An 11,459-nucleotide genomic window follows, 5' to 3' on the forward strand; every position below is an offset into this window, starting at 1 on the left:
TCACGCCTCCTTGGCGGTGGTCACGAGCTCCCGGTCGGAGCCCTGCAGTGTGTCGAAGAACTCCTCGCGGACGGACTCGTCCTCGGTGGGGGCGATCCGGGAGGCCGCGTAGCGGAGCAGGGGCGGCGCCATCATCGAGGTCACGACCGCGACCAGGACGATGACCGTGTAGGACGCGGTGGTGAGCACGCCCAGGCGGAGACCGACCATCGCGATGATCACTTCGATCACGCCGCGGGAGTTGAGACCCGCGCCGAGGGCGAGGGCCTCCCAGCGGGTGCGCCTGGCGATGCGCGCCCCGAGGTAGGCGCCGGCGAACTTGGCGGCGATGGCGACGGTCAGCACCACGATCCCCGCCACCAGTACGGGCGGCTTGGCCAGCTCGGTCAGGTCCATCCGCAGGCCCGCCGTGGCGAAGAAGATCGGTGCCAGCACCGCGGCGACGAGCGTCTGCAGGGGGGCCAGTCTGGCGACCTTCAGGTCCGGCGAGGAGCCGACGAGCGCGCCGCAGATGAAGGCGCCGAGGATGGCCTCGAACCCCATCGCCTGGGTGGCCGCGGCCGAGAGCAGGATCATGATCGCCACCGCGGCGATGGTGGTGGCGCTCCCGCCCCGGTCGGCGGCGCGCAGCACCCTGGCGACCACCCGGCGGCCGAGCAGGACGGCCACCAGCACGAGCGCGGCGAGCAGCGCGATCGCGGTCAGCGCGGCCTGCCCGGTGCGTGCCCCGGCGGTGGCGAGCGCGGAGACCACCGAGAGCAGCAGCCAGCCGACCACGTCGTCGACGACCGCGCTGCTCAGGATGAGCTGGCCGATGTCGCGGTGGAGCAGGCGCATCTCCATCAGCACCTTGGCGATGACGGGGATGGCGCTGACGCAGAGCGCGACGCCGAGGAAGAGCGCGAAGACCGTGTGGTCGACGCCCTCGGCGATCATCTCGGCGGGGGCCAGGAAGCCGATCCCGACGCCGAGGACCAGCGGGATGATCAGTCCCATACCGCTGATCCAGGCGGCGGTCCTGCCCTGGCGGCGGATGAAGCCGAGGTCGAGGTGCATGCCGGTCAGGCCCACCAGCAGCAGGACGCCGAGCTGTCCGACTGCGTCGATCATGTGGAATCTGGCCGGGTCGGTGGGGAGCAGCCAGGCGGAGAAGTCGGGGGCGACGTTGGCGAGCAGCGAGGGCCCGATCAGGATGCCCGCGCTGAGCTCACCGAGCAGGGCGGGCAGCCCGAATCTGACGGAGAGGCGGCCCAGGACGGTGGCCAGGCCGAGGAGCAGCCCGAGTTGCAGCAGCAGGATCATGAGGTTCTGCGCGGGGATGACGGCGATGGGTGCCGCGGCGAGGGTCATGGAATCAGCCACCGTTCTCGACGTAGTACCAGTTCTCCGGGCTGATCATCCCGAAGGGGTTGATCGGCTCGAAGCCCCGGAGGTTGTTGGCCACCTCGAACAGCCGCAGCGAGAAGTTCGGGATGAAGATGACCGGGACCTGCTCGGCGATGTAGTCCTGGTACTCGTAGAGCGCGGCCGGGTCGTCGCTGGTCAGGGTGCGGTCGATGAGCTCGTCGGCCTTGGGGTCGGTGTAGTGGCCGAAGTTGCCGCCGGCGTCGGTCCGGAACAGGATCTCGCCGCTCGGGTAGTGGTACACCCAGCCGCCGCCCCAGGTGCTCAGCTCCCACAGGCAGGGGCTGTCGGGTCCGGCGACGCAGGGGGCGTCCTCGGCCACCAGGACCGAGCCGTAGACCTCCTGGAGGCGCAGCTCGATGCCGGCCTTGACGGCGTCGTCGCGGAACTGCTCCATCAGCCGGGTGAGCGCGGGCCGGCCCTCGGCGTACCTGAGGGAGAAGCTGAGTTTGGTACCGCCGGGGATGCCCGCCCCGGCCTGGCCGGGCCCTTCTCCGGGGTTGACGCAGACGGCGGGCGTCACGCTGGTGTCCCAGCCGTTGGCCTCCAGCAGCTCGCGGGCCCGGTCGGGGTCGAAGGGCAGGATCGGCGCGCCCTGCAGGGTGGGCGAGACCAGGTCGCTCACCGGGTAGCGGGGCACCGGGCCGTCCTGCCGGTAGGCGTAGCCGTGGTAGATGTCGCGGGCCGCCCGGTCCTGGTCGAGGGCGTGCTGCATCGCCTGCCTGATGTAGGTCTGGGCGAGCATCTTGCCGGCGACCGTCGGGTTGTTGTAGTTGAGCGGGATGTAGCGGATGCAGAAGGCCGCCTGCGGGACCAGCGTGTAGTTCTCGCCCAGCGGGTTGGGGCCGCCCTTGGTGGGGTCGTCCGTCGGCTCGGCGCTGAAGCTCAGCGGCAGGTAACCGACCTGGATGCCGTCGGGTCCGTCCGGCCCCTCCAGCAGTTTCTGGTACTCCTCCCCGTCGGACATGAAGGGGACCTGCCGGAACTCGTCCAGGTGCGCCTTGTTCGGCCCCGAGTAGTGCTCGTTGGGGACGAAGGTGACGACGCCCTCCATGGTGTAGCTCTTCAGCCGCCACGGGCCGCTGACCACGCTCCACACCGGGCTCGTCGCCCAGTGCACCCGGTCGGAGTTGTCCTCCTCGATGACGCCGCCGTTCTCGCCCATCAGGAAGTCGTAGACCGCGGCCACGTTCTCCAGGCTGTAGGAGGCGTCGGAAGGTCCTTCGGCGGTGCGGTCCCACGCCTTGGGCATCGGGGTGATGGTGCTGAGCTGGTTCATCAGCACCCAGCGCTTGGAGTAGACCTTGTCGAAGGTGAAGTAGACCTTGTCCTCGGCGAGCTTGCCGTAGGAGACCAGGTTGTCGGGGAAGCAGCCGGGGACGTACTCGCCGTAGCGCTCGCCCTTGACCGCCATCATGTTCACCCAGAACAGCACGTTGTCCGCGCAGATCGTCTCGCCGTTGGACCACTTCCAGGGCTTGACGGTGACGGTGACGGTCAGGCCGTCCTCACTCCACTGCGGCGGCTCGCCGATGCTGAGGTCGTAGTCGACCTCGGGGGTGCCGTGCGTGCCGAAGAAGTAGAGCGGCCGGTACATCAGGATCTGGAACTCGAGCAGGTTGCGGGTGCCGAAGCGCTCGGGCGGGGTGAAGGGGAAGATGATGGACGGGGGGAATCCCGGCGCGCAGGCCCAGGTCACGGTGCCGCCCTTGACGGGCTTCTCCAGGTTCGGGCGGGCGATGGTGTTCAGGGTCATGTCCGGCTCTCCGTCGTCTGGTGGTTCTGTGCGAACGTCTTCGGGTCGATCTCCTCGAGCAGGGACACGCCGCTGTCCGCGTGGGCGCCGTAGCGCTCCCACGTCTCGTGGAGCAGCACGCGGCCGTCGGGGAGCAGTTCGGGGGTGCTGCGGCAGTGGCCCGACACGACGGCGCCGTTGTCGAGGACCATGGTGTAGGCGAAGTCGAGGGTGCCGTCGGGGGCGCAGAGCCCGGTGAGGGTCCCCCGGCGGGCGTGCCCGCCGGAGAACTCGCCCCACAGCAGGTCCCCGTCCTGGCGGTACAGGGCGATCGGGTGCTTCTCGGTGGGGGGGACGCCGCCGGTGGTGAAGCGGCGCCCGTCGTAGTCGATCATGACCGGCCCGCCCTGAGTTCGAGGGTGCAGCACTTGGCGCTGCCACCGGACTTCAGCAGCTCGGAGAGCTCGACGCCGATGGGCTCGTAGCCGCGCTCGCGCAGCTCGTCCATCAGGTGGGTGGCCGAGGGCGGCATCAGGACGTGGCGGCCGTCGGAGACGGCGTTCAGCCCGAACACCTCGGCGTCGGCCTCGGTGGCGATGATCGCGTCGGGGTACAGGACGCGCAGGACGCCCTGGCTCTCCTTGGAGAAGGCTCCCGGGTAGTACATGATCTGGTCGTGGTCGAGCACGGCCAGCGCGGTGTCGAGGTGGTAGAAGTGCGGGTCCACCAGGCGCAGCCCCGCCACGGGCATCCCGAAGAACCGCTCCGCCTCGCGGTGCGAGCGGATGTCGGTGCGGAACCCGGTTCCGGCCAGCAGGTACCTGCCGGCGTGCAGGTAGTCGCCCTCGCCCTCGTTGACGTGGACCGCCTCGCGGGTCTCGTAGCCTCTGGCGCGGAACCACTCCAGGTAGGCGGGGCCCTCCGCGGCCCGCTCCTCGTACCGGAAGCGGGCCGACAGCACCTTTCCGTTGATGACCGTCGCGCCGTTGGCGGCAAACACCATGTCGGGGTAGCCGGGCAGCGGCTCGATGAACTCCACCTGGTGGCCCAGCGCCAGGAAGGCGCGGAGCAGACCGTCCCACTGGAGCCTGGCCAGCGCGCCGTCGACCGGCTTGTCCGGGTTCATCCAGGGGTTGATGGAGTAGACGACGTCGAAGTGGGTGGGCGGGCACATCAGGTAGCGGCGGGTGCGCGCCACACGCCGGGTCCGCTGCGGCGCCTCGGCTGCCAGCTGTGTCATGTCAGTTCTCCTTCCTGGATGAAAGTGACGTTGATCTTGGATGCGTAGTCGAGCATCGTCTCCCTCGCGTCCTCCAGGGAGGTGCCGGTGGTGCCGAGGAAGCCGAGGATGCTGTTGCCCTCCGGCGGGCGCCGGATGACGTCCCCGGGCCTGGCGGTGACCTTGAGGAAGAAGACCCGGTCGGACTCGGCGACCTCGGCCGGCACCTCGATCGAGGCGATCTGGCCGGCGTCGCAGAGCAGGCACATCGCGGTGACGTGGACGCCGGTCGGCCGGTAGTGACGCACTCTCGGCGTGGCACCCCGCGCCACGTCCATGACCGCGCGGATCGGGTTGTGCGTGGCGGTGATCCCGGCGATGAGATCCAGTCCCCCGCCGCCGGGCCGGATCGCGATCTCCAGCAGGTACGGTTCGCCCCGGTGGAAGCGGACCTCGGCGTGCAGCACGCTGCGCCGCAGCCCCTGGGCGTGCGCGCCGGCCCTGACCACGCGATGGACCGCGGCCACCTGCTCGGTGGTGAGCGAGGTCGGCGCGTGGTGCACGTCGTCGTCGAAGGTGCCGCCCTCGACGGTGATCCGGTCCACGATGGAGCCGAGGTAGACCTCGTCGTCCCAGGCCACGGCCTCGATGAGGAACTCCTCGCCGTCCAGGAACGACTCGATCAGCAGGCCGTGCGGGCCGAGGTCGAGGCCGTGCGCCTCCATCTCGAACCACGACATCCCCTCGATGCCCTCAAGGGCCTGTGGGAACAGCTCGGCCATCTCCTCGCTGTCGTCGACCTTGAACACGAAGTTGCTCGCGGCGCCCAGCGTGGGCTTGAGGATGACCGGGTAGCCGAAGTCGTCCGCGGCTCCGAGCGCCTCCTCCAGGTCGGTGACGAAGCGGAAGTCCGGATGCGGGGCGCCGTACCTGTGGTGCGCCTCGCGCATCAGCAGCTTGTTACGGCTGGTCCTGGCCGCCTCGACGCCCACGCCCGGCAGGCCGAGCGCCTCCGCGACCGCCGCGACCGTGGTCACGGCCGACTCGGAGAAGGTGATGATCCCGTCGAAGCGCTCCTGCTCGTGCCAGTTCTTGGCCTCGGTGATGAGGTCGTCGATGCGCTGGGAACCCGCGACGCGGTAGCGGTCCTTGGGCCAGAAGTCCGGGGTGCCGATGCCGTTGAGCACGTAGAGCTCGGCACCGAAGTCCTGAACCTGCTGGTAGCGGGACTGGTAGTAGGTGGCGTTCTGTCTGGCTTCAAGGGCGAGGAGTTTCATCGGGGACTCCCGGGCAGTCGCGGTAGTGAGAAGGCGTCGATCGTCTCGGCGGAGGTGTCGAGGGTGAGCTCGACGCCCGCCGCCTCGGCCTCGGCCGCTACGTCGATCAGGATGGGCGCGGCGCAGGCCAGGAAGGCGCGTACCTCCATCAGCAGGTCACCGGTCTCGTCACGCTCGGCGGTCAGCAACCTGCCGAGCTGGGTGACGATGCCGTCCGCCGCCCTGGTCAGGCTGAAGGAGGTGAGGTCGTAGCAGAGCCTGAACCTCTCGACGATCACCGCGGCCCGGCGCCGGCCGGCGGCGGTGACCTTGAGCTCCTCCCCCGGGTCCGTGACAAGGCTGTCGAGACGGTCGGCAAGCGCGTTCCACGGCTCGCGCAGCCGCCTGCCGGTGACCTTGTCGAGTCCCTCCCTGGTGAAGTTGGCCCGCTGGTCCTCGGGGCAGGTGAGTGCGAGGTAGAACCGGACGAGGTCGCGCGGCACCTCGGCGACCAGATCGGCGCCGCGGATCAGGTGGTTACGGCTGGTGGAGAACTTCTCGTTCTCCAGCTCGTAGAACTCGTTGCAGACGTTGGCGTCCGGGGTGATGTAGCGGTCGCCGTGGGCCAGCAGCATGACCAGGTCGACCATGCCCCAGAAGTAGACGTTGTCGAAGCCGTGGAAGTAGACCAGGTGGTTGCCGCTCTCGGCACGCCAGGCGCTGTCGACGGGGCCCTCGGGCCCGCCGGCCGCCTTCCAGGTGCTGTAGATCGAGGCGGGCATCGCCTCGACCCACGGATAGAGGATCTGCCCGGGGGTCTCGGCGAACGGCGCCTCGATGCCCCACCCCGGTGACGGCACCGTGATCGGGATCTCCGGGAGCGGCCGGGCCAGGATCTCGCGGATGAGCTGCCTGCTGTGCCCCCGCCAGGTGCTCGTCCGGGCGGCGTAGTAGGCGGTGAGCTCCTGGCGGTAGTTCTCGATGGGCAGGACCAGGACGGTGACCTCGCGCGAGGTCACCGGGTCGTCGGGGTCCAGCACCGAGCGCGGGTCGCCGAGGTCGTCGAAGTGGTTGGGGTGGCCACAGCCCTCGCACGACCCGCCGCAGCTCTCGGTCAGGCAGGCCGGGCACTCGCCCTTGACCAGCCCGTCGAACAGGTGGGTTCCCGCGTTCTCCGCGTACGGCATGCGCACGGTACGGAGTTCGAAGCGACCCTGGCGGTGCAGGGCGGTGACGAAGTCGAGCACGGTCTGCCGGTAGGCGTCGTCGACGGGCGGCAGCGGGGCCAGTGAGATGCCCATCGCCTCGACCGACCGCTGGATGGCCGCGGTGGAGGTCGCGCACAGCTCGGCGGGCGTGGTGCCGTGCTTGCGGGCGGTCGAGATCATGTAGGACTGGCTGTCGTCGGTGCAGGTGTTGTAGTTGACGGGGCGACCGTCGGCCCGCAGGTAGCGGGCGTAGACGTCACCGGCGATGTAGGGGCCGGCCATGTGGCCGACGTGCAGGTCGCCGTTCGGCGTCGGGGTGGCGGCGATGACGATCGTCCCCGTCATTTCTCCTCCAGGTGCCGGGCTTCGAACGCGCGGGCGAGGTCGTGGTCCCACCAGATGCCGTACATCTCGAAGTCGGCGGTGCCGTCGTTGACCACCTGGTGGTCGGTGCCGGGCGGGAAGTAGGCGACGTCCCCGGCGGCGAAGGGAGCGCGCTCGCCCTCGCTCTCCAGGACCGCCTCGCCGGAGACCGCGATGAAGATCTCATACTCGTGGTGGGCGTGCCGGGTCGAGGCGGTGCCGGGCGCGATGACGCACCAGGCCCCCTCGAACGGGGCGTTCAGCGTCTCCCAGGGCAGCAGCCTCTTGGCGAGCAGGCCGTTGTCCGGGCGCAGGTGGGCAGGGTCATAGGAACGGAGGTCCACGGGGATTCTCCTCAGTGGGTTTCAGGGGGGCTCTGGGGGATCAGGAGGCGACCGGCAGGGCGAACGGTGACAGGAGCTCGGCGGTGGCCTGGCTCTCCTGGATGTCGCCGACGATCTCCTCCGCCCGGTTGGCCAGCGTGCTGAGCAGGGAGTCGGCGATGCCGTGCGTGTCCTCGTTGACGCCCTGCAGGTAACAGGCGGCGCTCGACCCGGCGGGCAGGGTCAGCTTGTAGAAACGGTCGACATCGATCTCGTCAAGGCCGGCCTTGGTGGCCAGGTCGCGGACGAGCGAGGGCATCCGGCGGTCGAAGCCGGTGCCGAGCAGCAGGACGTCGCAGGGCAGTTCGTCGTGACGGCCGCTCTTCCTGTCCGTGAGGGTGAGGACGATCTCGTCGCCCTCGATCCTGGCCTGGGAGATCTCGGCCATCGTGATGACCCGGATCCTCTCCTGTCCGGTGAGGCGCTCCAGGTAGATCTGCCGGTAGAGGCTTTCGAGCAGGCCCGGGGAGAGACCCGCGTAGTTGGTCCGGTGCATCTCGGCGAGAAGCTGGCGGCGGGCATCGGGACGCGATTCGTAGAACTCGTCGACGAAGGAGGGGTAGAAGAGTTCGTTGGTGAACTTGCTGCTCTCGTAGCCGTTGAGGCCGATGGAGCGCATGATCATCGTGCACTCGGCGTTGGGCATGCTCTGGTGGGTGGCCCACAGCATCTCGGCCGCGCTCTGCGCGCCGCCGATGACCGCGACCCGGTGCGGGGCGTCGTGGTCGAGCCCGGCGATCCCCTTGCTGTACTCGGTGCTGTGGATGATCCGCTCGCGAGGAAGCGTCTCGAACACCTCGGGGATGTGCGCATCGCGGCCCGCGCCGACCACCAGGGTGCGGCAGCCGATGGTCGAGCCGTCGGCGAGCCGGACGATCCAGCGCTCGACCCGGCCGTCACCGGACAGGATCGGATTGGCCGCCACACAGCGCCGGCCGTACTCGATGCGCACCTTGGCGAGCGACTCCGCGACCCAGATCAGGTAATTCGAAATCTCCATTCTGTACGGGGTGAAACTGCCCAGATTGACGAATTCATTGAGCCTTCCCACCGAGTGCAGGTGGTTCACGAAGGAGAATCTGCTCTGCGGGTTCCTCAGGGTGACCAGGTCCTTGAGAAAGGAGACCTGGCTCTGCGTCCAGGGCAGCAGCATTCCCCGCTGCCAGGTCACGTCCTCGTGCTGCTCTATGATCAGCGTTCTGGTTGCCAGTTCCGGAGCGAGCTCTTCGAGAGCCACGGCGAGGGCGAGGTTGGACGGCCCTGCGCCGAGAGCGAGTAACTCGACTTCCTGGTGCTTCACGGTGGTCGCCTCCCGGACGACTTCTCGGGCGGGATGCCCGTTACGAATGGGTTTCTCCTGGTCGGCTCACTGCCAGCCGGCTCCACCGGCCAGGATGAGGACCGCGGCCGCCGCGGGGCCCCCGGCCTTCTTCCCGGTCGTGGTCGCGGCCGCCACGGCGGTCGCGAGGATGGCGGTGAGCGAGCGGACGCCGATTACGGGGGCGACTGGACAAACCGCGGCATTCATCGTTCTTCTTCCTTTCGGCCGGTAATCATCGGCGCCCTTTTCACTGTTTTCCGGGTGATCTTCCGGCTTACTTTCACCGGACATTTCCCGTTTTGTTCTGACACTTCGATTCTTGGCTGATATCCGGGTATTCCGGAAGGCCTCGGGGCTGTCAGCGCGCTGCAATGGCAGGACGCTGACAGGCCTGGCCGCCGGGGGCCTCGAAACGGGCGAGAGCGAGGGCGAGGTCGGTGCCGCAGCCCAGCAGCGACCAGCCCGCGAGCTCGGGCACACCGTCCAGACAGCGCTCGCAGAGCCGGGCCGCCGCGCTCTCGGCGGCGTCGAGGGTGCGTCTGCGAATGAAGAGGCCGAGGGCCACGCCGTCGGCGCGCTCCTCGCCGTAGACGTGCTCGAGCCCCTCCTCGGGCTCCGCCAGCACCAGGAGCAGACGTCGGATCTCGCGCGCGGACATCCGGCCGCCGGGTGGGGCCAGGCGGCCTTCGATCTCGGGGGCGCGTAGGCGCACGTTGATGAGATACATGAATCGACAGTGGTCGGCATGTGGCGAATAGAACAGGTATTTCCCCTGGCAGGTCCCTAACGTGGCAGGGTCATGCCAGCGCGGGCCGGCCCGGGAGCAGCTCTCCCGCCACCCGCTGTTCCGGCCCCCGACGTGCCCCGGGGCCGCCGCATAACCCCGTCGTCACTGCGCCTGGCTAGTTTCAGGCTGAGACCATCGTGGGTCCTGCCCGCAGATCGGGTCTTGGTCATGCTCGAACCGTGGAGGAGTCGTGCTCATGCTGCTTGGCATCGGGTCCGCCGAGGAAACCGTCTACCGAACCATCCTGGAGAATCCCTCCTACGGCGTGATGGAACTGAGCCTTGAGCTGGGCTGGCCGGTCCATCAGATCCGCAACACGCTGGACGAGCTGGCCAAGCTGTCGCTCCTGCGCCCCTCCTGGGAGGAGCCGGACGTGCTGCGCCTGGTCCGGCCGGAGGTGGGGCTGGCCGCGCTGCTGGCCCGCGAGGAGGCCGCGCTGCTGGCCAAGCAGCAGGAGATCGAGCGGAGCCGGATGGCCGTCGCCCAGATGATCGCGGCCTACGCCGACCAGAACCCGGCGCGCTCCGGCGAGGACTCCGAGTCACTCGTCGGCATCGACACGATCCGCACCAGGATCGAGGAGCAGGTCGCCGAGTGCCGGCAGGAGTTGCTCGGGTTCGAGCCGAAGAGCGCCCAGACGCCGGACAACATCGCGGCGAGCCGTCCCCTGGACGAGGCGCTGCTCGACCGGGGGGCGGCGATCCGCGTCGTCTACACCGACAGCATCCGCAACGACCAGCCGACCAGCGCGTACGCGGCCTGGCTCACCGACCGCGGCGGCCAGGTGCGCACCACTCCCGGCCTTCCGCTCCGCATGCTCGTCTTCGACCGCCGGGTGGCCCTGCTGCCGATGGACCCCGAGGACAGCGGCGTCGGCGCGGTCCTGCTCCGCGGCGCGGGCGTCGTCACCGCCCTGGTCGCGCTGTTCGAGCAGACCTGGGGTGCCGCCACCCCCCTCGGTGCGGAGCGCAGACGCGACGAGAAGGGCCTCAGCCATCAGGAGCGCGAGGTGCTCCGCCTGCTCTCCGCGGGACTCACCGACGAGGCGGTGGCCCGCAGGCTCGACGTCTCGGTACGCACCCTGCGTCGTGTCACCGCCGACCTGATGGAGCGGCTCGAAGCACGCAGCCGTTTCCAGGCCGGCTACCTCGCGGCCACCAGAGGGTGGCTGCCCCGCCCGTGACGGCGGCTCCGCCTCTCGCCGGACCGGGGATCAGGGGTGATAGGCGCGCGTACGGGGCCACCAGCCGGGCACGGCCGCGTGGTACCTCTCGTAGTCGGTGCCGAACCTGCGGCGCAGACTCGGCTCCTCGTACCAGCGGACGAACGCGACGACGGCCGCGGCCGTGACGGCGCCGTACAGCAGCAGGACGGGCCGGCCCAGGAGCAGCGCCTGCCCGCCGATCGTCGCGAGGACGGCCACGTACATCGGATTCCTGACGTATCTGTACAGACCTCCGATGACCAGGCGCTCGGGCGGTGCGACCGGGGCGGGAGTGCCCAGCCCCTCCACTACGAACCCGACGAATGCCCTGACCAGCACCACGACCCCGGCGACGACGAATGACGCGCCGATGAGGCGTAGCGAGACCGTGCCCCAGGACGGCGCCGCCGGCATCGGGTCCGCCGTCTCCCACCGGGTGATCCACCAGGGTACGAACCCGGCCACGGTGCCCGGCGCCAGCGCGAAGAAGATCGTGCTTCCGAGGGCCGCGGGTGTCCTGCGCACAGCGTCACACTCCCGTGTCACGACCGGCCGCCGACAACACCATCGACAGCACCG

At 69.4% G+C, this 11,459-nt stretch carries 12 protein-coding genes; 1 reads left to right on the plus strand and 11 read right to left on the minus strand.

The features are described from left to right. From ABT130_RS16185 to ABT130_RS16230, 10 genes are all read right to left on the minus strand, one after another. Window positions 1–1,362, minus strand: a complete 1,362-nt coding sequence (locus ABT130_RS16185; RefSeq protein WP_350956167.1) for a cation:proton antiporter — start codon at window positions 1,360–1,362, stop codon at window positions 1–3. Then, complete coding sequence (locus ABT130_RS16190) at window positions 1,355–3,160, minus strand: ABC transporter substrate-binding protein (RefSeq protein WP_350956169.1); 1,806 nt, start codon at window positions 3,158–3,160, stop codon at window positions 1,355–1,357. Before ABT130_RS16190 ends, ABT130_RS16185 begins: the two co-directional genes overlap by 8 nt. Continuing rightward, window positions 3,157–3,534 (minus strand): avidin-fold protein, encoded by a 378-nt coding sequence (locus ABT130_RS16195; RefSeq protein ID WP_350919901.1) that lies wholly within the window; start codon window positions 3,532–3,534, stop codon window positions 3,157–3,159. The genes ABT130_RS16190 and ABT130_RS16195 overlap by 4 nt, the downstream gene beginning before the upstream one ends. Further along, window positions 3,531–4,379: a dimethylargininase gene (gene ddaH, locus ABT130_RS16200; protein ID WP_350956171.1), complete on the minus strand. Its 849-nt coding sequence runs from the start codon at window positions 4,377–4,379 to the stop codon at window positions 3,531–3,533. The genes ABT130_RS16195 and ddaH overlap by 4 nt, the downstream gene beginning before the upstream one ends. After that, window positions 4,376–5,635 (minus strand): ATP-grasp domain-containing protein, encoded by a 1,260-nt coding sequence (locus ABT130_RS16205; protein WP_350956173.1) that lies wholly within the window; start codon window positions 5,633–5,635, stop codon window positions 4,376–4,378. Before ABT130_RS16205 ends, ddaH begins: the two co-directional genes overlap by 4 nt. Continuing rightward, window positions 5,632–7,167 (minus strand): class I tRNA ligase family protein, encoded by a 1,536-nt coding sequence (locus ABT130_RS16210; RefSeq protein ID WP_350956175.1) that lies wholly within the window; start codon window positions 7,165–7,167, stop codon window positions 5,632–5,634. Before ABT130_RS16210 ends, ABT130_RS16205 begins: the two co-directional genes overlap by 4 nt. Further along, window positions 7,164–7,529, minus strand: coding sequence for a cupin domain-containing protein (locus tag ABT130_RS16215; RefSeq protein ID WP_350919912.1), 366 nt, complete (start codon window positions 7,527–7,529; stop codon window positions 7,164–7,166). Before ABT130_RS16215 ends, ABT130_RS16210 begins: the two co-directional genes overlap by 4 nt. Before the next feature lie 40 nt (window positions 7,530–7,569). Continuing rightward, on the minus strand, window positions 7,570–8,868 hold the full coding sequence (locus ABT130_RS16220) for a SidA/IucD/PvdA family monooxygenase (protein ID WP_350956176.1): 1,299 nt from the start codon (window positions 8,866–8,868) through the stop codon (window positions 7,570–7,572). 66 nt (window positions 8,869–8,934) lie between these two features. Continuing rightward, window positions 8,935–9,096 (minus strand): hypothetical protein, encoded by a 162-nt coding sequence (locus tag ABT130_RS16225; protein WP_350956178.1) that lies wholly within the window; start codon window positions 9,094–9,096, stop codon window positions 8,935–8,937. A gap of 151 nt (window positions 9,097–9,247) precedes the next feature. Beyond that, window positions 9,248–9,616, minus strand: coding sequence for a hypothetical protein (locus ABT130_RS16230; protein WP_350956180.1), 369 nt, complete (start codon window positions 9,614–9,616; stop codon window positions 9,248–9,250). A 256-nt stretch (window positions 9,617–9,872) separates the two neighbouring features. On the opposite strand from ABT130_RS16230, the gene ABT130_RS16235 reads away from it, so the two are divergent. Next, on the plus strand, window positions 9,873–10,859 hold the full coding sequence (locus ABT130_RS16235; RefSeq protein WP_350919923.1) for a LuxR C-terminal-related transcriptional regulator: 987 nt from the start codon (window positions 9,873–9,875) through the stop codon (window positions 10,857–10,859). Window positions 10,860–10,889: 30 nt separating this feature from the next. Here ABT130_RS16235 and ABT130_RS16240 read toward each other — a convergent pair whose 3' ends face one another. Beyond that, the gene (locus tag ABT130_RS16240) at window positions 10,890–11,405 is read right to left on the minus strand and encodes a methyltransferase family protein (protein ID WP_350919924.1); all 516 of its coding nucleotides are present in this window, start codon (window positions 11,403–11,405) and stop codon (window positions 10,890–10,892) included. Window positions 11,406–11,459 lie beyond the last annotated feature (54 nt).

This window comes from Streptosporangium sp. NPDC001681, from assembly GCF_040298085.1.
Taxonomy (GTDB): Bacteria; Actinomycetota; Actinomycetes; order Streptosporangiales; family Streptosporangiaceae; genus Streptosporangium.

Coding starts and splice junctions, on each gene's coding strand:
- ABT130_RS16205 (WP_350956173.1), bottom strand. CDS start 5,635: ATGAAACTCCTCGCCCTTGAAGCCAGACAGAACGCCACCTACTACCAG.
- ABT130_RS16195 (WP_350919901.1), bottom strand. CDS start 3,534: ATGATCGACTACGACGGGCGCCGCTTCACCACCGGCGGCGTCCCCCCC.
- ABT130_RS16235 (WP_350919923.1), top strand. CDS start 9,873: ATGCTGCTTGGCATCGGGTCCGCCGAGGAAACCGTCTACCGAACCATC.
- ABT130_RS16225 (WP_350956178.1), bottom strand. CDS start 9,096: ATGAATGCCGCGGTTTGTCCAGTCGCCCCCGTAATCGGCGTCCGCTCG.
- ABT130_RS16190 (WP_350956169.1), bottom strand. CDS start 3,160: ATGACCCTGAACACCATCGCCCGCCCGAACCTGGAGAAGCCCGTCAAG.
- ABT130_RS16230 (WP_350956180.1), bottom strand. CDS start 9,616: ATGTATCTCATCAACGTGCGCCTACGCGCCCCCGAGATCGAAGGCCGC.
- ddaH (WP_350956171.1), bottom strand. CDS start 4,379: ATGACACAGCTGGCAGCCGAGGCGCCGCAGCGGACCCGGCGTGTGGCG.
- ABT130_RS16210 (WP_350956175.1), bottom strand. CDS start 7,167: ATGACGGGGACGATCGTCATCGCCGCCACCCCGACGCCGAACGGCGAC.